General features: G+C 46.8%; 17 protein-coding genes and 1 pseudogene. 4 read left to right on the top strand and 14 right to left on the bottom strand.

Annotated features, from left to right (window positions below):
* Positions 1-3 precede the first annotated feature (3 nt).
* Together pyrE and HQRW_RS12510 are read right to left on the bottom strand one after the other, a co-directional pair.
* Positions 4-552, bottom strand: coding sequence for an orotate phosphoribosyltransferase (pyrE, locus tag HQRW_RS12505; RefSeq protein ID WP_014556885.1), 549 nt, complete (start codon positions 550-552; stop codon positions 4-6).
* 263 nt (positions 553-815) lie between these two features.
* On the bottom strand, positions 816-1,355 hold the full coding sequence (locus tag HQRW_RS12510) for a CDP-2,3-bis-(O-geranylgeranyl)-sn-glycerol synthase (protein ID WP_049892345.1): 540 nt from the start codon (positions 1,353-1,355) through the stop codon (positions 816-818).
* A 668-nt stretch (positions 1,356-2,023) separates the two neighbouring features.
* Between HQRW_RS12510 and HQRW_RS12515 the strand changes: the two genes are divergently transcribed.
* Complete coding sequence (locus tag HQRW_RS12515; protein WP_014556887.1) at positions 2,024-2,644, top strand: DUF502 domain-containing protein; 621 nt, start codon at positions 2,024-2,026, stop codon at positions 2,642-2,644.
* Positions 2,645-2,835: 191 nt separating this feature from the next.
* On the opposite strand, the gene HQRW_RS12520 is transcribed toward HQRW_RS12515, so the two are convergent.
* The 3 genes from HQRW_RS12520 to HQRW_RS12530 all read right to left on the bottom strand — a co-directional run bounded on the left by HQRW_RS12520 (position 2,836) and on the right by HQRW_RS12530 (position 6,138).
* Positions 2,836-3,765 carry a branched-chain amino acid transaminase gene (locus HQRW_RS12520; protein WP_011572437.1) on the bottom strand — a complete coding sequence of 310 codons (930 nt, stop codon included), beginning with the start codon at positions 3,763-3,765 and terminating at the stop codon, positions 2,836-2,838.
* Between the two features lie 847 nt (positions 3,766-4,612).
* Entirely contained in the window at positions 4,613-5,305 is a 693-nt protein-coding gene (gene ribB / locus HQRW_RS12525) for a 3,4-dihydroxy-2-butanone-4-phosphate synthase (RefSeq protein WP_049892347.1), read from the bottom strand.
* Between the two features lie 128 nt (positions 5,306-5,433).
* Positions 5,434-6,138, bottom strand: a complete 705-nt coding sequence (locus HQRW_RS12530; RefSeq protein WP_011572439.1) for a DUF120 domain-containing protein — start codon at positions 6,136-6,138, stop codon at positions 5,434-5,436.
* Positions 6,139-6,565: 427 nt separating this feature from the next.
* Between HQRW_RS12530 and HQRW_RS15690 the strand changes: the two are divergent.
* The 3 genes and pseudogenes from HQRW_RS15690 to prf1 form a co-directional block, all read left to right on the top strand.
* Positions 6,566-6,661 (top strand): annotated as a pseudogene (locus HQRW_RS15690) (hypothetical protein); the annotation flags it as partial.
* 592 nt (positions 6,662-7,253) lie between these two features.
* A complete protein-coding gene (argS, locus tag HQRW_RS12535; protein WP_014556890.1) occupies positions 7,254-9,044 on the top strand; it encodes an arginine--tRNA ligase in 1,791 nt (596 codons plus the stop codon).
* Between the two features lie 414 nt (positions 9,045-9,458).
* Positions 9,459-10,709, top strand: coding sequence for a peptide chain release factor aRF-1 (gene prf1, locus HQRW_RS12540; RefSeq protein ID WP_011572443.1), 1,251 nt, complete (start codon positions 9,459-9,461; stop codon positions 10,707-10,709).
* Positions 10,710-11,518: 809 nt separating this feature from the next.
* On the opposite strand, the gene HQRW_RS12545 is transcribed toward prf1, so the two are convergent.
* The 9 genes from HQRW_RS12545 to ahaH form a co-directional block, all read right to left on the bottom strand.
* On the bottom strand, positions 11,519-12,223 hold the full coding sequence (locus HQRW_RS12545) for a V-type ATP synthase subunit D (RefSeq protein WP_014556891.1): 705 nt from the start codon (positions 12,221-12,223) through the stop codon (positions 11,519-11,521).
* A gap of 260 nt (positions 12,224-12,483) precedes the next feature.
* Positions 12,484-13,911 (bottom strand): ATP synthase subunit B, encoded by a 1,428-nt coding sequence (locus tag HQRW_RS12550; RefSeq protein WP_014556892.1) that lies wholly within the window; start codon positions 13,909-13,911, stop codon positions 12,484-12,486.
* Position 13,912: 1 nt separating this feature from the next.
* Positions 13,913-15,670, bottom strand: a complete 1,758-nt coding sequence (locus HQRW_RS12555; protein ID WP_014556893.1) for an ATP synthase subunit A — start codon at positions 15,668-15,670, stop codon at positions 13,913-13,915.
* 23 nt (positions 15,671-15,693) lie between these two features.
* A complete protein-coding gene (locus HQRW_RS12560; RefSeq protein WP_014556894.1) occupies positions 15,694-16,023 on the bottom strand; it encodes a V-type ATP synthase subunit F in 330 nt (109 codons plus the stop codon).
* A 2-nt stretch (positions 16,024-16,025) separates the two neighbouring features.
* The gene (locus HQRW_RS12565; protein WP_014556895.1) at positions 16,026-17,069 is read right to left on the bottom strand and encodes a V-type ATP synthase subunit C; all 1,044 of its coding nucleotides are present in this window, start codon (positions 17,067-17,069) and stop codon (positions 16,026-16,028) included.
* Positions 17,066-17,647, bottom strand: a complete 582-nt coding sequence (locus HQRW_RS12570) for a V-type ATP synthase subunit E (protein WP_011572449.1) — start codon at positions 17,645-17,647, stop codon at positions 17,066-17,068. Before HQRW_RS12570 ends, HQRW_RS12565 begins: the two co-directional genes overlap by 4 nt.
* 21 nt (positions 17,648-17,668) lie before the next feature.
* The gene (locus HQRW_RS12575) at positions 17,669-17,905 is read right to left on the bottom strand and encodes a hypothetical protein (protein WP_011572450.1); all 237 of its coding nucleotides are present in this window, start codon (positions 17,903-17,905) and stop codon (positions 17,669-17,671) included.
* Between the two features lie 207 nt (positions 17,906-18,112).
* Complete coding sequence (locus HQRW_RS12580; RefSeq protein WP_014556896.1) at positions 18,113-20,449, bottom strand: V-type ATP synthase subunit I; 2,337 nt, start codon at positions 20,447-20,449, stop codon at positions 18,113-18,115.
* Positions 20,436-20,768 (bottom strand): ATP synthase archaeal subunit H, encoded by a 333-nt coding sequence (gene ahaH, locus HQRW_RS12585; RefSeq protein ID WP_011572452.1) that lies wholly within the window; start codon positions 20,766-20,768, stop codon positions 20,436-20,438. Before ahaH ends, HQRW_RS12580 begins: the two co-directional genes overlap by 14 nt.
* Positions 20,769-20,822: the final 54 nt, after the last annotated feature.

A 20,822-nucleotide genomic window follows, 5' to 3' on the forward strand; every position in this document is an offset into this window, starting at 1 on the left:
GCATCATACATTTTTGTCATCTACAAGAAGATCAGTAGCTGTAACAAGCGCCTCCATTTCAACATTATTTGATTCGAGTTGCTCACGTGCACCCTCTTGTCTATCAACAACGACGAATACACGTTCAACAGTCGCTCCTACATCTCGAAGTGCATTCACGGCTTCAACTGCACTTGTTCCGGTTGTTGCGATATCTTCAAGCACAACAACCTCTTCATCTTCGTTCAATCTCCCTTCAATTCGATTACCCGTTCCGTACTTTTTTGTTTTCTTTCGAACAACAACATACGGCTGTCCTGCAACAGTACTTGTTACCGCAACAAGCGGGACAGCACCCAATGCAACACCTGCAAGAGTCGTTTCATTAATTCGGTCGGCGAATGCAGATGCGATTATCTGGAGACATTTTGGGTCAGTCTCAAACAGGTACTTGTCGATATAATACGCTGAAGTTCCTCCGTGTGAGAGTTCAAATTCACCATACTGGACAGCATCAGCATTTCGAAGTGCAGCGACAATATCCTCCGTTGTTGGTGATTGTGGTATTGTCATAATCTGAGTCGTTGGTACAACCCTACTGCCCAGTAAATTAAATCAGGCGGTTCACATTGATCGAATGTAGCACGTGCAATGAACGGAGTTTGTCAACGATATTGAAACATACTGTGTTCATGGCTGTGATATTAAGATATTGTGATATTTATAGGCGCTAATGGTCGAGACCCGGAGGTTGGATGTGGCGTGACCTCGAGTGCTTCACGCTGTGCAAGACAAGTCACATGACATTCGTCGAAATATGGGATTGGGATATCTGACTAGTACGGCTCCTTCTTGAATCCAAGCACATACGCTCCAGCATTTGTTCCAAGATGTAATATCGGCGTCAGAATGAACACAGCAATCACGACAGGAGGTGTAAATGTCGCAATGACCCAGCGTGGTGCCAAAATAACCGCGCATAAAATTCCTCCGACAACGAAATCAAGTTGATCAATTACTGGAAATGGTACCCCTCGCCGTCGACCACTCCGACGCTTAAAAAATGAGGCAACGATATCACCGAACATCGCTCCGAATGCAAGCCCTACAGCCGCCTCAAGTGAAAATGGTGTGAGATCAGCACCCACACGTGTAAGAATCGGAAGTATTGTATTTAATCCGAGCGCGACTGCCACTCCAGCGAGCGTTCCGAAACCTGTTCCGCGCCATGTTTTTCCATCACCAAGTATCCGCCGACCACCGAGTGTTCGTCCGCCATCAATTGGCGTCCCACCGCCAGCCAGGACTGCTACGTTATTCGGAACGTATGCTGGGAGCATGGTCCATACTGCAGTGGCGACTACTTCGATGATCATATCCATGGATTATATAGAGTTGATAATAGCAGCAACGATATGTGAGCATATATGATGTATCGATTTGACTCCATATCGGTGATTAATACACGAGTATATAGACCTGAATAAGATCATCTTAATGAGCGACCCCGGCTTATTCAACTGTCAGAGACAGCTTTGTCAAGCACGGGGGTTCCAGCGAAGTTTCCTTCAGAGTCTGACGAAATTCACCAGCAGAGAGACTTATTCGTTGTGGGGTGTCCACAGTCCTCACTAGACTCTCTTTCTCAAACGGTTTGTTTGGGAGTTTGAGCGTGCCTGTCTGAACAGTAGCGAAACGACAAGAACGGATGGTGTTACCGTCTGTGTTAGTGGTTTGAATTAGTTCCACGTTAGACAATAACTTATGTGTTAGCTTAGATATTAACTGTCGTAGTCTATCGGGCGTATCCACTCAAAATTAGATATAATGGATATTCCTCGTCATCATGTCTTAATATAAGTGTTTCAAAGATTCAAATTCTCAGCGAATAATTTTGACGATTCATGGGTCTCATATTGAATAAAATAAACAGAATGACTGAGTTGGATATGATAGTTTGTAACTGACTTTGATAGATTAATCCATTCCAGTAGAATAAATAAGAGTCATTTTATATCTTTGCGAGTGAAATTTATAATAATCAATGTCTTCTTGGAGACGTGATTTCGCGAGTGGGCTTGTCGTTGTTGTCCCTCTATTGGTTATCTTATCAGTGGTCAACTATCTCTACTCGCGAATTGTGAGCCTGCCATTTGTCCGTCGACTGCAGGAGCCGTTTGGATTTTTTGCTGCTATCATTGTCTTTGTGCTGTTGATTTTCTCTGTTGGGTATTTAATGCGAACAACAGCCGGACGACTGATTGAAAACTATCTTGATGCGGCAATGAACCGTGTCCCACTCATCCGGGTGCTCTACAATGCGTCAAAACTTGCTGTTGAAACAGCACTGAGTGGGACCGAAGAGCTCCAAACGCCTGTCAAGGTTGAGACATGGCCTGGAATGCGGATGACAGCATTCAAGACAGGAAAAACAACAGTAGATGGTCGAGAGGTCCTATTTATGCCAACCGCACCGAATATTACCACTGGATTTATTATTGAAGTTGAAACCTCGGATATCACTGAGACCGATGAGACCGTTGAGGAAGCATTAACACGGACATTATCGGCTGGATTCGCAGATGAGGATCGCAATGCAAGCACTGGATCCGCTACAGGAGCCAATTTTAGCACTACAGAAAATATTGATTCATCAGACAATTAATGATATCATAAAGCTAAGACTGATTCCTCGGTTCAGAACTAAAGACGTCCGTTATTTTACTAGACTATACCCCATTTGTAACGCACTGCGTGCTCGTGTTCATTTTCCTAGACATAACTACGAGTCCCCGAGCGTTTGATACATGACTCCGATGGAGTCTTAAGACAATCTAAATATCCGATGAGTGCGATTCAGAGATATGTAAACCACTCTTCATGCGCGCTTGTTTCTCGATCAATAAGATCGAAGAATGCCTGTTGAAGTTCCTCTGTCACTGGACCTCTGCTTCCATCCCCAATTTCAACATTATCGACCTTTCGAATTGGTGTCACTTCAGCAGCAGTCCCGGTGAAAAACAATTCATCAGCAGTGTTGAGTTCACCGCGTGATATTGTTGCACGGTCATGGACAGTGTATCCTCGGTCTCGAGCAAGTTCGATAACAGTATTACGAGTGATTCCATCAAGAATACTTTCTGAAAGTCCAGGTGTGTATATTTCACCATCGCGAATCATGAAGATATTTTCTCCAGGACCCTCAGCAACATTGCCTTCCTTATTAAGTACAATTGCCTCAGTGTATCCGTTTCGCCGTGCTTCCTCACCAGCAAGTAATGAATTGACATATAAGCCGGTTGTCTTTGCATTTGTCGGAATCTGACTTGATGCATGCTTTCGCCATGACGAAATCATAACCTCGACACCCTTTGTGAGCGCTTCCTCACCAAGATATGCCCCCCACGGCCATGCAGCGATCGCTACATCAACTGGATTATCTCCCGGACTTACGCCGAGTGATCCATACCCATAAAATGCGACCGGGCGAATATAACATGATTCTAGTTTCTCACGACGTAGTAATTCTAATGTTGCTGTCGTTAGTTCTTCTCGTGTGTATGGGATTTCCATATCATATGGCTGTGCTGACTGATACAATCGTTCAAGATGCTCATCCCATCGGAAGATTGCAGGTCCATTTTGTGTATCATAACACCGCACACCCTCAAAAACACCCGTTCCATAGTGAAGTCCGTGCGTGAGAACATGCACCGTTGCATCGTCCCAATCGACAAACGAACCGTCCTGCCAAATCGTCTCGACGTCCATCTCGTCAAATTCCATATGGCGTCGTTTACGGCCTGACGTATAAAGAGTACGCGACAACAAATTTTGAACTACTATATCATCCAATCTATCTTATTGACATCCTCCTCCGCCTATAGTTCACAGAAAAACTGGGTATTTAATTAGACGTGCATCAGTCAGGATAGTTCTCTTGCATTGAATTAGTGAATCGGTTCGTCCAGAAGTTCGTTGAATCAATAAAGGCGGAAGGAATCCTACGGCACCGCACCGCTTCGCTGGGTTGGGAGTGTCAGCTTTGGCTCTGGGTTTGGGTTTGGGTTTGGGTTTGCAGACTCTCAATACTAATACCAAGCCAGTCCACCGTTGGAATCGATGTGTGACCGGTCACTGGGCAATCTCCAGAAAGTGCCAAGCCCCCGGTACTCCTCTCCTCACCCGAGGCGAAGTCCCTGTGTTGGTTGTGCCACAGGAGCTTCGGTCACTGTCACTGTCACCGGACTCGGAGTTACTTGCATTATTGACGAGAGCCCGATGCTTATTGTTTGATTCCCCACATGGGGAACACCCTGTTTCCAGCGTGGGGCGGACACTCACACTCGAATCGCCACCTGTCGGGCACTCGGCTACATCGGGACCACAACCGATGTGCTGACACTAGTATATACATCGCTGTCAAAAAACCCGTTCGGAATCTCTCACTGTGGCGGCGTGGAATTGCGCCTGTTCAGCGTATACCTATAGATCAGCACTCACTTCCTTTCTGAGTCGATTATCGATCTCATCCTGAGATTGTATCTTAATCAATGAGTACTGATACTGCTGGGTTAACAACAGAGAGTGTGACAATGACAGACGTTAGCGGCTATATTCTATCATAAAGATATTAGCCTAGTTCTGTAACCACTGCAGCCCCATCGATAAATACGATATCATTTTTTTCAGCGTATGTCTGTGCATCTGTGGGCGCTGTTGCATTCCCAGTCGCATCATCCAACATTTCACAAACAACAACCGCTGGTGCACAGTCGGCCGCATCGGCAAGTGCAAGTCCTAATTCCGTATGACCTCTTCGATCTGTCAATAATTTTGGCGCCCCCCGAAGAACGTTGACGTGTCCAGGCGTTCGAAATTCAGCTGCAAAATCCTCAGCAGTATATTCACCGGCATCTGCTGCTTCGGCAACGGTTCCAAGACGATGAATCGTTTGCGCCCGATCATCGTCGGTGATACCGGTGAATGTTTCGCGATGATTTACCGGCAGTGAAAATGAGGATCGGCTATCATATCCAAGATCATGATCCGCCGTCGTAGGGTGTTCAATTACATCCTCCAAAAATGGTAACTCAAGCGTTGTTGCAACAGTATCAGACACTGCAGTGCAAATAAGTCCTCCAGCATCATTACGAAGTCGAGCAATGGCATCTGAATCAATAGCACGGGCAGGATAAATAATATCAGTCTCGCCCTCCCGATCTGTAAAATCATGTACAAGTACCGGGTCGCCATCACGAAATGCTGTTACCGCAGCGGTGACAGTTTCGCTCGATTCAATATATCTATCAGTTGTTGTATCCATATTAGCGGTACTTGGGTTAATATCGGCGTTCGTATCCATATACGTGAAATCGTCGGCTAGGTATCGTTTCTGTATGAGTATTCATTTATTATCTATCATAGTCTGTGCGTTGTTAAAGTGTAACAATCTCATTCTTTCGGCTTCAGTTGCACCGTGATACGCTGCCCATCGGTAAGTTCGAGGCTGTCTCGAAGCCGCTCCGGCGCAATAACTTCAAGTTGCGTTTCATCGTGATGCGTCCGTTCTGGGACGATGATATGTGCAGCTTCTGCGGTTTGTTCAGCAAGTATAATTTCAGCCGGATAGCACGTTGCTGGACCAAACGTCCGCTCGTCGTCCTCCCATCCATCGATCTGAATTCCTGTAAGGGATGACACAGCCACTCGTGTTCGTGTACTATCATCATCAAGATCAATATTGAGTGTTCCAGGGAATGGCTCATAGCCAAGTCGTTCGCGGAATTGTTTCATATACCCGGACAATGAAATATAGTGACGCCCTTCGCCCATTCCGCTTGTGACCGTTCCGGTGAGTTCAACAACTGAGGAGTTGTCCCCAAATATTTCCTGATATTGTGTATACTCCTTATGTAGCGCTGTCTCGCCCGCCTTTGTCAACGAAACCCACTGTCCATCTGTGACGACGTCACGATCAAGATATCCTGCTGCTTCAAGCCGCTGAAGTCGACGTGATGCGGTTTGACTCGATGCATCGAGTCGGTCGCTGAGCTCTGAACAAGAGATTTTAATCGGCTCTGAGTGTGCCCCCTCTAGGGCAACGAATTTCAGTGCCGCGAGTTCATCATGACCAACGGCTGTCGTCGATTCTGCCATCATCGTAATTAGTCTTTGATGCATGTTAAGAATAACGGACATGGAATGCTTTCCAGAATCGATATGTATTAATATATTTGTATGTGCAGTCTACATCAGTACTTATCAATACAATCATTGGTCATATCCGAAGCCACGTGCACTTAATCTGGAATATTCCCTTCGGTGTTCTGTTTCGAATAAAGAGAATCACATTATCAACAACTGGTGTGGAATGAACGAATCATCTCACTCTCCTCAGCGATTCACGCTGCGTTCTTGAACTTGAGGGGCTTCGATATGCTCTCGCATCATGTCGGATTACCTGCTTCTCTGACAGTATTTACAGACGTACAAGGAGAATGCCTCGAGGGTCGACCTCGGGGGTGAATCCGACAACCCACAGTGCAAATCATTAGATAGACACACTACTCCCTATTAAAGAGCGATGGAGTATACTCACCGCTACCACACTTACCCGACACAAGAGGTAGCGGAGAGACTGCAATACCACATTGATGTCCATCGCCAAGCGTACAGCTACGCCCTGTCCGTCGTGTAGGTCCGAGTATGACCGTGATGCGAACGCGTCGTTGAACGCCCTAGAGCGCGGTTTTTCTGAACTATGGGAGTGACCCGAAGACACGTCCGTGGAGGCTGCGCTGCCTATGGATACTCATTCATAGTGATTAGTTCGAATAATTTCACTGGCGGTGTCGAATGACGCGGGTTCAGCGGCTCCTATCACCGACACGGATAATCACGGCGGTAAAGACTTGCACTAATCACTATCAGTATCTGCAAAGCGCGTCGCAGAAACGGGAAGCCTCAGGGCTTTGATCTTGATGTTGATATGATCCCGAGGCGATTCATAAGCGGTGTGTCGTGATGACGCCTGCCCACGGGAGTTTATTTTACTACACTTCGCTCATCAGATAGTCGGTTCGCTCGCTGAGGGAGGGTGAATGGATAGCGCGTTAGTGAACCAGGAAGTTCTAGAATCGGGTAGAAGACAAAGTGCGTTGAATTATCTGATCACAGGGTACATTCACTGTCAGACAGTATCACAATTATGTAGTAGGTATACGTCTGGCTTGTTCGGAAAGGCATTTAGTTACCCTTCATAAATGTGAGATATGTTCAGACCCTTTCGGTCGGAGGTGGAACACGCCGTTGAGTCTGCATTGCAGACACTTGCACTCCCGACCGATGACTTGGGGGTGGAGACACCACCTGAGGATGTCCCAGCGACGCTTGCCTCAAGCGTTGCATTTCGTCTTGCAAGATCTGCCAAGGACTCACCGCCACGCGTGGCAGATGATATTGCTGCTGCTATTGATCTTGAGCCTGATTCTCAGACATATGAGTATATTGACCATGTAGATACGCGTGGTCCGTACATCAATTTTCACGTCAACGATGCATACTATATGGATACCCTTACCGCTGCTCAGGATCCTGAATACGGACACCTCCCCAATACGGGTCAGTCTGTTGTTGTCGAGCATACGAGTGCGAACCCAACAGGACCAGTTCATGTTGGACGTGGACGGAATACAATCTTTGGGGACGCCGTTGCTCGATTACTCGAATACAATGGTGACACTGTTGACCGACATTACTATCTCAATGACGCTGGTCGTCAGGTCGGTGTATTTACCTGGGCATATGAGAAATTTGATGCTGATTCACTTCCCGACCCAGAGCGTGATCGTCCTGATTATGATCTTGTTCGGTATTATCGTCGAGGGAATGAATTCCTTGAGAATGCTGATGCTGATGCCGTCGAATCTGCTGAGGACGAGATTGCATCAATTATCAATGGTCTTGAGGCAGGCAATACTGAAACGTATGAGCGTGTTCAAACTGTCGTAGACCAGGTCATTGACGGAATGCAACAATCATTTGACCGTCTTTCAGCAATATTTGATGAATTTATCAAAGAAACACGGTTTATTCAGAATGGAGATGCTGATGCTGTGGTTGAGCGTCTTAAATCCGCTGATTGTGCGGTTTATGAGGACGATGCATGGCAGATCGACCTCAGTGCATACGATATTGAAAAAAATCTCGTCTTTCTTCGTTCCGATGGAACGACATTGTATACAACACGTGATCTTGCCCATCATGAGTGGAAATTTGACAATTATGACGCTTCAGTGACCATTCTTGGTGAGGATCACAAACTCCAAGCTGAGCAACTTGATGCAACGCTTCAGATCCTTGGAAATGACACCGATCAGCTCAGACAGCCGTTTTATTCATGGGTTAACCTTCCAGAAGGTGGTATGTCAACTCGCAAGGGAACTGGTGTTGATCTTGATGACTTACTCGATGAGGCAATCGCTCGTGCCCGCGAGGAAGTACATGATAGACTAGGATCACGTGTTCGCGATGACTCTCTCTCTAGCGATGATATTGACCGTATTGCCCGGCAGGTCGGCGTTGGTGCCGTCCGATACGATATTGTCTCAAAGCAACCAACCAAAGGAATCACATTCGAGTGGGATCGCGCACTTGATTTTGAGGCACAATCTGCACCATATATCCAGTATGTCCATGCACGCTGTTGTGGCATTGAGACAGAGGTTAACTCAAACACAGATCTCGATATTGATGCTCTCACGTCCGATTCAATACCTGATATCACAATGCTTCGGACGGATGCCGAACGTGCGCTCCTTCAAGAGATCGCTCGATTCCCCGCAGTTGTCGAATCAGCAGCAGCGGATCTTGAGCCACATGTCATTGCAACGTTTGCTCGTTCATTTGCTGAACAATTTAATACATTCTACCGTGAGTGCTCGGTGTTGAACGCGGAAAGTGAAATCATGACTGCGGCTAGGGTGAGCCTTGTTCGTGCTGCTCGACACACTGTTGCGAATGCGCTTGATATCGTCGGGGTTGAGGCACCTCAGTCAATGTAACATAGCATATCATACATGGTATTACTATTATTGACTGAGAATCGTAACCGTAGTATTCTAGAAAGTATCAGACATTTTATATTCTCACATACCCACTATCGTTGTCGTCTTATTGAACCGAGTATCGTTATTGACGCGACTAATAACTGTTGAGACGATATATCAACTCAGGTAATTAGCGACCCGCCAACAAAAAAGATAGTCGCTGCACCCGCACCGAGCGCAATAACTAAGAACATGAGCAGCCACCAGAGCGGCACCCCAGAATCGGTATCATCAGTTGCCATACTCTCGATTCATAAGAGCCACTAAAAGAAGTTCCCGTTTTGTTTCTCGAAACCGCTTTATTGCTGTATACCCCTCTTATCTCCTGTAGTCGCAGCATACTTACCGTCGAATATAGAAATATAAACAATGAGTACCGACGCCGAAGACGTGAGCAACGACCGCCGTAAATACGAGTTCCGAAAAGTTATTGAGGAACTTAGAGAGTACGAGGGGTCTGGTACGCAACTCGTTACTATCTATATCCCACCTGATAGACAGGTCTCTGATGTTGTTGCTCACATCACACAAGAACACTCGGAGGCGTCAAATATTAAGTCAAAACAAACACGGACAAACGTCCAAGACGCACTCACTTCAATTAAAGATCGACTCCGATATTACGATACATATCCGCCAGACAATGGTATTGTCCTCTTTTCTGGCGCTGTTAGCACAGGTGGCGGACAAACGACGATGGTAACGCGATCGCTTGAAAGTCCACCTGAGCCAGTCCAATCGTTCAGATATCATTGTGACTCCGACTTTCTCACAGACCCACTTGAAGACATGCTCGCAGATAAGGGTCTGTTCGGGCTGATTGTCCTTGACCGTCGAGAGGCAAATGTAGGATGGTTAAAAGGAAAACGTGTTGAGCCAGTTAAATCAGCATCTTCGCTTGTTCCAGGGAAGCAACGAAAAGGTGGTCAGTCTGCACAACGGTTTGCCCGACTTCGACTTGAGGCAATCGATAATTTCTATCAAGAAGTCGCCGGGATGGCAAATGACCTGTTTGTGCCCAAGCGACACGAGATAGATGGTGTGCTGGTTGGTGGTCCCTCACCAACGAAGGATGAATTCCTTGATGGGGATTATCTGCATCATGAACTTGGAGATGTTGTTGTCGGAAAATTCGATGTTTCATATACAGATGAATCGGGTTTACACGATCTTGTTGACTCTGCCCAAGATGTCCTTGCTGATCAGGAGGTAATGAAAGATAAAGCCGAAATGGAAGAGTTCTTTGAGAAGCTCCATGGCGGTGAGGAAGCAACATATGGGTTTGAACCGACGCGAAAGAATCTAATGATGGGTGCCGTTGACCGACTCTTACTCTCTGAGGATCTTCGGTCTGATGTTGTTGTGTATGAGTGCCCCGATGGTCATGAGGAGTACGAAGTTATTGATCGTCGACATGATGATCCTGAGCATACTTGTAGTGACTGTGGAAGTGCATCTGAGAAGACCGAACGCGAGGATGTCATCGAATATCTAATGAGTATTGCTGAACAACGCGGAACCGAGACAAAGTTCATCTCGACTGACTTTGAGAAGGGTGAGCAATTACACAATGCGTTTGGTGGTATTGCTGGGATTCTCCGATATGCGACCGGAATATAACACTATCATCTGTTCTACACGGGTCAACGACCTCACCTCACTTCGCTCACCGCGTCACGCGGTTCCCTCGGTGAGGGTGAGGCTTGCCAGTGACCTCTTTCTCTAACCCACAACAGTATAATGGGTGAGGGCTGTATACACTGACTCGGTGTCCTTGACCCTGACTTCAGACCATATTGAGTTCGACCGACTGCCACCTTTTGTTAGTCGCTTTTGTGAAGCAGATTGTTGGTGATGACTCTCCGAACTGAGTAAATTCGGTAGATCGGTTCTTTCACCCTGTCTCACTCTCGTTCTGGGAAGCTCAGGCGACGTAGGGAAATACAAAAAATCGCCCGACTGCTCGCCACCAACAACGTACTTCATAAGAGCGTTGTTAGTACAAGATTTTGTTTATGTGGCGTCAGATTGACCCTTCCATATGGAACATCCTCTCACGACTGAAGACCTGTCTCTTACCCATAAGTTCGTGGAATCGTAACCGGACGTGTCAGACGCTGTCAGAGGTATTTTGAACGCAGAAAATCGAAGAGAGAGGCGATTCAAACAGTGATATCGGCTGTGGAGGGGTATAGAACGCCGGTAATCAATGCCAGTATAATTGTTCCAAAGAGGTGTTGAACCTGTAGATACCGAGGATTTCAGTCGTGCTCGCCGATCCCGTTCCGCTAAAATCCTGACTCGAGTTGTGAGTAAGAGACAGGACTGAAGACCGGGTATTCGCCTTGTATTCTATGACGTACCAGTATGACAAGTGTCGGTCTATGAGATGCTTGATATAATATTATAAGATAGTATTCAGGTTGTCATCAGTCATCTGCAGGCGTTTGGACAACAGTTTCATCAGTCATTTCAGACTCATCTTCCTCTTCATCTTCTTCTTCCTCTTCAGCTTCCTTTTTATTCTTGATTTTCTTCAGTCTGAAAATCTCTTCACGCTCTTGTTCTTCGAGTTTTTGCTCGATATACTCCTTATTCTCATAGAGGTCTGGTAGGAGTTTGAACTCTAACGCATTGACCCGACGTTTTGTAGTCTCAATTTCTTTAAGCATCTTCTTCATCGCCGTTTCGACCTCTGCGGCGAGAATGATCGTTTCTATTAACTCCTCATATGCATCTGCGGCTTCATCAATCCGTGCAGATGATCCGAGAAGCCCATATCCACGCTGATCTAGCGACTTTTTGACACGCGATGATTCAATTTGCGGGACGACAACTCCCATGATATTTTTCGATCGAGTCGTAATCTCAGGATGTTCTTTCAATGCAGCAGCAGCACCTCGAACGGCAACATCACCCTCCATTGCCCGTGCCATATTCAGTTTTTGCTGCGCAGTTTCATAATTGGCATTCAGATCTGAGCGGACATCCTGCGCTTGATCAAGAATATCCATGAATTCCATGATCAGTCCATCACGCTTCTGCTCAAGCGTATCGTGACCGCGCTCGGAAAGCTGAATCCGATCATCGATCGCCATCAGATTCTTTCGAGTTGGTTTGACGTCCTCAGCCATTTATACAATATAATTGTGCACAGAGATGCTAAAGGTTTTGAATTTATATATTAAACAACGAGCGTCCTCTTACAGTTGATTTGGTGATGGATATATTATTACCTGATCGAGTGATACTCACCGTCTGGCACCTAGGGTATACCATATAGTGTTTTTCGCTTTTCACAACGTTTGGTGCATTCACTACGTTGATGATCAGAAAAATTATATTAACCCGAATCTCGTAGACAGAACAAAAGAGTACAAAGAACGTATTATAGTTATTCTGCGGCGATCTCTGCTGTTTCCCCAGCGCTTTCTTCGCGATAATATTTCTCAATGAGATCTTCATCAACCCGATTGAGTTCGTCTTTCGGAAGCATCGATAGCAGATCCCATCCAATCTCAAGTGTTTCATTAATTGATCGATTGACTTCAAATCCTTGATCAATAAATTCGGTCTCAAACCGATCAGCAAAGTCGAGATACTTATTATCTCGGTCCGAGAGTGCCTCACGCCCAACAATATTCACCAGATCACGAAGGTCTTCACCCTCAGCGTATGCAGCATACATCTGATCAGAGACATCCGCGTGATCCTCACGGGTTAACCCCTCACCAATTCCATCGTCCATTAACCGTGACAGACTTGGAAGGACATTAACAGGTGGTTGAACTCCTTGACTGTTCAGATCACGGTCAACATAGATCTGTCCCTCTGTAATGTATCCAGTCAGATCCGGGATCGGATGGGTATCATCATCTCCTGGCATCGTGAGAATTGGGATCTGTGTTACAGACCCTTCGCGTCCTTCAATACGTCCAGCGCGCTCATATAGTGTTGCCAGATCAGTATACATATATCCGGGATATCCACGTCGTCCAGGAACTTCCTCGCGCGCAGCACCGATTTCACGAAGAGCCTCACAGTAATTCGTCATATCAGTCAGAATAACAAGCACATGATAGTCTTTCTCAAATGCAAGATACTCTGCAGTTGTCAAGACCATCCGGGGAGTGACAGTCCGTTCAACAGCTGGGTCATCTGCAAGATTCATAAACACAACTGAGCGTTCAAGCGCACCGGTGCGCTCGAAGTCCTCCATGAACTCGTTTGCTTCTTCTGCAGTAATTCCCATTGCCCCAAAGATCACAGCAAATTCTGAACCATCATCTTCGTTATCGTCTGCATTCTCTTCCTCAGGCACTGTTGCCTGTCGGGCAATCTGTAGTGCCAATTCATTATGTGGTAATCCCGACCCAGAGAAGATCGGTAATTTTTGCCCACGAACGAGTGTGTTCATACCATCAACGGCAGCAACACCCGTTTGAATAAACTCTTCGGGATACTCTCGAGCATATGGATTGATTGCAGCACCGACAATCTCTCGACGTTCATCAGCAAGGATCTCCGGACCACCATCAATTGGTTGTCCTGACCCATCGAGCACTCGACCCAACAGGTCCTCGGTGACTTTCATCTTGAGCGTCTCACCAGAGAAACGCACCGACGCATTCGTATCAATCCCTGATGTCCCCTCAAAAACCTGAATAGCAACAAGCCCATCCTCAGACTCAAGTACCTGTCCTCGCTTGATATCACCATTTGGCGTCTCAATCTCAACAATCTCGTCATAGCCAATTGGCTCATCGACTTCAGCGTATATTAGCGGACCACTAATCTCAGTGACGGTTTGATATTCTTTCATCTCAGTAAAGCTCCTGTAATTGTGTGGCGATGTCTTCTTTGAGTGTCGCGATGTATTCCTCGTAATCATCTTGGACACCAATCCGATTTAATCGCGGTGCTGCGTCGATGCTAATGATCTCATCAACCGGCACCCCAGCATCAAGTGCCTCGAATGCCTCATCGTTGAATTGATGGATTGCTGTCACGGTAAGATATGTCTTCTCTGGAGAGCAGTATGTATCAACTGGATGGAAGGCATTCTGTTGAAGATATGATTCGCGCAGATACCGTGCGACCTCAAGTGTCAGTTGCTGGTCGTCTGGTAATGCATCTTTCCCGACAAGTTGAACAATTTCCTGTAGTTCACTTTCCTCATCAAGTACGTCTACAGCCCACTGTCGCTCCTCCGGCCAGTCATCCTCAACGTTCTCTTGGAACCACGGGTCAAGTTGTTCCTTATACAATGAGTATGATTCATCCCAATTAATTGATGGGAAATGCCGACGTTCAGCAAGGTCAGCATCCAGTGCCCAGAATGTCTTGACAATTCGAAGTGTATTCTGTGTGACTGGCTCTGAGAAGTCCCCTCCGGGTGGAGACACAGCACCGATTGCTGAAACCGATCCCTCGGTCCCATTGACGTTCTTGAAATAGCCCGCTCGCTCATAAAACTGCGCTAATCGTGCAGCAAGATATGCAGGATATCCCTCTTCACCAGGCATTTCCTCAAGTCGCGAGGAGATCTCACGCATTGCTTCAGCCCACCGTGATGTGGAATCAGCCATCAACGCAACATCGTACCCCATGTCACGGTAGAACTCTGCGATTGTTATTCCTGTGTATACACAAGATTCACGCGCAGCGACCGGCATATTCGAGGTGTTTGCAATGAGCGATGTTCGTGCCATAAGCGGATTCCCAGTCGATGGATCCTCAAGCTCGGGGAAATCATCGATGACTTCTGTCATCTCATTTCCGCGCTCGCCACATCCAACATAAATGATGATATCCGCATCGGCATACTTCGCCAGTTGATGTTGTGTGACTGTTTTTCCAGATCCAAACGGTCCTGGGATTGCTGCTGTTCCACCCTTTGCGATTGGGAATAATCCATCAAGAATCCGCTGTCCAGAGACGAGCGGCTCGCGCGGTGTTTTCTTCTCAACGGTCGGTCGAGGCTCTCGGACTGGCCACTCTTGTCGCATCTGGACCGATTCACCACTCGAAAGCTCAACAACGGTCTCCTCAACGGTGAATTCACCAGACTTGACAGTAGTTACCTCACCACCCTCATAATCTGGCGGGAGGAGTACTTTGTGGTCAATCGTTACTGTCTCTTCGACAATACCAACTTCATCGCCGGATTCGACAGTATCTCCTTCGCTAACAGTTGGTTCAAATTCCCATTCGGTATCAAGTTCGATTCCTGGAGCATCGACACCTCGGTCAAGATAAGGACTTCCCATCTTATCCTCAAGAATGTCAAGTGGGCGTTGAACGCCATCATAAATCGTGTCAAGTAATCCCGGACCGAGGTCAACACTGAGTGGCTCACCCGTGTTTCTGACTGGCTCGTCGGGACCGATTCCAGACGTCTCTTCATATACTTGTACTGTTGTGACATTATCTTCAATCTCGATGACCTCGCCCATGAGTCCCTCATCACCTACATAGACAACATCGTTCATTCGGGCATCGAGTCCACGTGCGGTCACGACAGGACCGCTGACACTTCTGATAACGCCATCCTCACGAACTGCTTGTTCTGTCTGGCTCATAAGATAAATTATGTTGAATTACGTTATGATTCGTCTTCTTCCATCAGGTCAATTCCAATGGCTCGTTTGATTTGATCACGAAGGCCGCCAGCACCTGCTCCACCGCCAAGAGTCACAAGCGTCGGTTCGATGCTTGTTTCGACATCTTCGCGGACGGTGCGAGACAGATGTTCAAGATCATCATTATGCATCACAATGATTCCAACATCATCATCACCGAGTGCCGACCTCACGGCCTGATCAAGCTGTTCATCTTTGTTTTCGTCTGGGACAGTTTCGAACTTTCGGACCCCGGCAAGTCGAAACCCTGTTGTGAACTCTGGACTGCCGACGACTGCAATCTCCTGGCTCATCGCTACATGAACTCCTTCTTAATCTCATCGTCACTTAACCCTGCTTCACGTCCGCGGGCAATTGCACGAATGTTATCGACCTCTCGCTCTTTGGCAAGAATATATGATATAACAGGGGTAACCGATAATGGATGTACTGTTCCGAGCGTATCGGAGTATTCTAACAAGGCATTATCAAGTGCGCGTTCGAACTGAATAAGGCTGTCTGCGGTCTCAATTTGATTGAGTGCCTCAGAAAGGTCATCACCGTAGCGAGACTCACGAATTGCTTCGATAAGCTCATTTCGATTCTGTGCGAATGTCGCAAGCTCAGTCGCAGTGAACAGTGATCCGCCATCGATGTAGTACGCTCCAGGGTCTATATCTGCACCGCTTTGTGCGAGCCTGAACGCATTTTGGGCGTTTCGAAAGTCAATTTCAGCTTCAAGGAATTCTCGGTATTGCGCTGTTGCCTCATCAACTGTGAGGTCAGCAAGTAACTGTTCGTAGTATGTTCGATCGACAGCATTCTCAAGCGGTATGAGCACTCCACTCTCATCATAATCGTCATACGCCGACTCAAGTTCCGATCCATAGATTGTTCCTGCTGCTGATAACCGCTCGACGGCTTCCTCAATACTTCCAGCGTCAAGGAGAGTATCAAGAAGTTCATCACTAAACTCACCAGCTCGGATTAAATCATCATTGACAGTATCTGACTCCGTTCCTGAGTAGATCCCACGGATAACCGTCTTGACATTCCACGCGTCAAACTTCCTCAAATACCGTGCAATAAGATCATACAGGCGACCATTTGCCCACCGGAGTAAATCATCAAACTGTCTTGCGAGGTTTTGATTTAGCGCGTACTCGATAAGATCGACACCGGAATATCGAGACCCAAGCGCATTGATTTCCCGTTCATAATCGGACTCTTCCATCAGACGTGCAATTTCTGCTGGCGTCATCCGAACCAATTTCCGGTACTCCTCATCGTCATATAATGCGCTTTCTCGTGCTTTGACCCGTGCTGTCACGTACTCCGGATTAGAACCTGATACACTCATTGATCAAATAGTTGTTCGCTGACATCTCCGAGTGTTTCCTCCCAGACAGCATCGAGAATTGAATCGAATGTGTTATTCACTCGAACGCGAGATTGCTGTCCCTCAGCAACAACCCCCCCAAGACAGTCGTACTCACCGGCATACTCCGCTTTTTCGTGCTCCTCCAGCAGTGAATTAAGCAGATCAGCATCATCAGCGCGAGCGTAAAGCTTGACTGTCTCATCATCATCGAATTCGGTGATTGCTGCGGTTACTAATGGTTTGGTTAATTCCTCTCGTTTTGCGTTCGATAGCGATGCGAGTTCATCCTCAACACGATTAAGAACATCATCAAGAACATCACGCCGTGCTTCTAAGCGGTTTTGTTTTGCCTCAAGATTTGCACTTGAGAGTGCTTGCTCACGCTCGCGCTCAATTTGCTCTTCGACCTCATCTTTTCGCTCTTCAAGGATATCCTCTGCATCAGCTTCTGCTTCTTCAATGATTTTCTCTGCGCGTTCATCTGCGTCTGCTTGAATTTCGCTGGCGCGCGCTTGCGCTTCGTCTCGAATGTCTTCGACGACAGTGTCCAAACTCATTGATAAAACCAACGAGAGGTATTATATCAGGAAGAACCCGACAAGTGCGAGAATGAGAATCGTCTCTGGAAGGACGGTGAGAATAAGTCCGTTAACAAAGAGACTGTCATCCTCTGCGATAGCGCCCATCGCAGCGGCGCCAATCCCACGCTCTGCATAACCTGCGCCGAGAGCGGCAAGACCGAGTGCAATTGCGGCGGCGGCGGACGGTTCAATAGCTGGTGCGGTTTCTTGAGCCTGCTGTAGTAGTCCAATCATTGTATTAAATTACGACTGTATTGTCGTTTCCGAACGTCCGTAGATGGACAGACAAATCTCATAAAGCTTCTCAAATGCACCGACTGTAAGCGTTGCAAAATGGAGTCATTATACTCAATATAGTGACAAGATAAATAAACTTTTTCGAGTTATCACATATATTGATGAGAGCAAAAATATAATCCAACGAAGGGAATCAGTATAATTCTAATCTTCAGTCGTGAACTTTCGTTCGTATCCAAATGGATTATACTCGCGTCCTCCGCCCTCAAAGAACTTATTGAAGAATTCCACATACTCAAGACGAACTGCCTGTAGTCCTGCACTTGTCACGCCAAGCGCAAGAACAAGTACATGACCGAGTATGAGAACGATCATTCCAATCAGAATCGTTGCAGCATCACCATGAATAAGTCCTCCAAACATAATATCGGTGACTTCGTGCCCATGATAGACCTCTCCAACCTGTGGCATTTTATCGAGACCGAAGTGCCACTCTGCTTCATTACCGCCCCCGGTGACATAAACACCAAAGAACAGAAGATTTACTGTAAATGCCATCGCCGCTTTTGCGAGTAGCACTGCAGCGAGTCGCGTGTATGATAGTACATTTACAAGCACATTGAGAAACTCAATGGCTTCAACTGGTTCACCAACCGCAAGAAGAACAAGTCCTAAAATAAATATCGCAAGCGGAATCGTAATCGGTCCCACCCCTGGCAGTGTAAATAGCTCCATTGCAGGGAATCCATTGAATCCAAGCGGGAGCACGCCTTCAGCCGAGAATGTCGTGTAAATAAATGCTGGAGCGACTGGACGGAGTGCATCACTGAATACCCAAATCCAGAACCCGTTCATCATCAAAAGCCATGACCCATTCTCAGTAAATGCATGTTTGAGATCATGGAGATTACGATCTTCAAAGAACCCAAAGATCCATGCGATATTGAGATGAGCGACTCCCACGAGCACGCTCACAACAAGCCATCCACGAGCCCACTCAATACCAGCTGGTGAGAGACCCTTTTCGATTGGAGCATGTGAGAGCCCAACGAGTCCTTCCCAGAGATACGTTGCAATCAGATGTAGTCCAAATATCTCTCCATATAGAATGCCAAATATGATCGTAAAAACACCTGCGGCAATCGTTATCCCACCCATACTGCGGAACGCTGGACGATCTGTAAAGCTAGTATACAGATAGTACCCAATTCCGGTGTAAATTAACCCATATCCAAGATCCCCGATCATGAATCCAAAGAATGCCGGGAATGTCAAAAAGAGAATAATTGTCGGGTCAAACTCATAATAACCTGGTCGATTGACCGCTTGAACGAGAATTTCGAATGGCTTGACTGCGCCCGGATTATCCTGTACTGTTGGTGGCTCATCATCATCCATGACAACCGCCGTCCCTCCGTCAGCACGAGCGTCTGTATCGACATCTCCCCCATCCGCGGCTGTTGGTGCGGGTGCGCCTGCGTCGCCACCACTCTCTGCGGGAACATCCTCGCGTACATGGTCATCTCCGCTTGCAGAGAACGTTGCACGCTCGATTTCATCAATTTGGACATGATCCCCAACAGTCTCCGTGAGCGCTTGTTTCAGTTCGCTATAACGTGAGCTAGGTATCCACCCCTCAGCAATAAACGCATTCTTGGTTGTTGCAAACGATAATGGTGCCTCTGACTTTTGAGCATCAATCGCCAACTTTTCTTCTGCAGCAAGCAGGAATCCAGCAGTTTCATCACGCTCAGCTTCTAATTCTTTTTCGACGTTTTCAAGCTCTGCCTCCAACTGCTGACGTTTTTCGTCGAGGGTATTTTTGTACTCCTTCGGTGATAACTGCTCATCATCATCAAAACCAGCGGGATTCTCGGATGCTGATGCTGTGTTTGCGTCCCCGTTTATGTCGTCTATTGACGATGGTAGATCAACTGAGACAAACTCAGCGCCCACAAGTGCATCAGTAAGTGCTGTGTCACTTGCAGCATCTGCCGGGCGAGCAAAGATAGCCAAAATATCACTACTCGGAAAGATTTTATATGCAGTGAGTGAATCAGCATCAACGATTGCTTGTTCAATTGCTTGTCGGTCACCACGGCCGATAGCTACCTGCAGTGTGTCATACCCTGTAAGCAGGTCTAGATCAATTCCAAGTTCAATAAATGGCTCTACAGATTCAATCCGATCTTCAATTTCTCGGAGTTCCTGAGTTAATTCCTGTCGTCGATCATCGAGTTGATTGACGGTCGCTCGGATTGATTCGAGTTCATCTGTGAGTGCCTCTTCAGTAACGATTCGAGTTGGTCCGGCATCCTCTTCATCAATGTCGAGGATATTTTTTAATGAACGAACCGTCACAAGCTGGTCCGCAGTTGTTTCTGCGCCTTGAGTCGATCTACCAGGATCAAATCCGTCCCATGATCCGTCGTAATCAGTGATATGAAACAGATTAAGATCGTGTGTCGTTTCAACGACTGTCTCCAGTACCTGCTTGGAGCCAGTCATTGAGACTCTACTCATCTGCTCAGGTCTGAGCATATACTTCCTCTTCGAACTGGTCGACTGTATACTCAACGGCTTGATCAATCCGGTCCTCTGCAGATTCAATCAATTGCTCTCGTGCTGTTTTTCCATCCTCAATAATTTGCTCGCGCTCAGTTTCAATTTCCTCGCGGGCTTCCGAGAGCCGTTTGGATTCGTATTCATCAGCCTCTTGTTGTGCCTCTTCACGAATCGTCTCAGCCTTCTCTCTCGCAGCCGCAAGCCGTTCCTCACGCTCACTTTCGGCCTCGTCGATAATTTCTGCTGCCTCATCCTCGGCTGTTTTAATTCGTTCGAGAACCTCTGGTCTCGGCATACTCGTATCAATAAAATATTCCGTAAGCGGCATATAAGGTGTTTGCGGAATGGT

It is taken from the genome of Haloquadratum walsbyi C23 (genome assembly GCF_000237865.1).
Classification (GTDB): domain Archaea; phylum Halobacteriota; class Halobacteria; order Halobacteriales; family Haloferacaceae; genus Haloquadratum; species Haloquadratum walsbyi.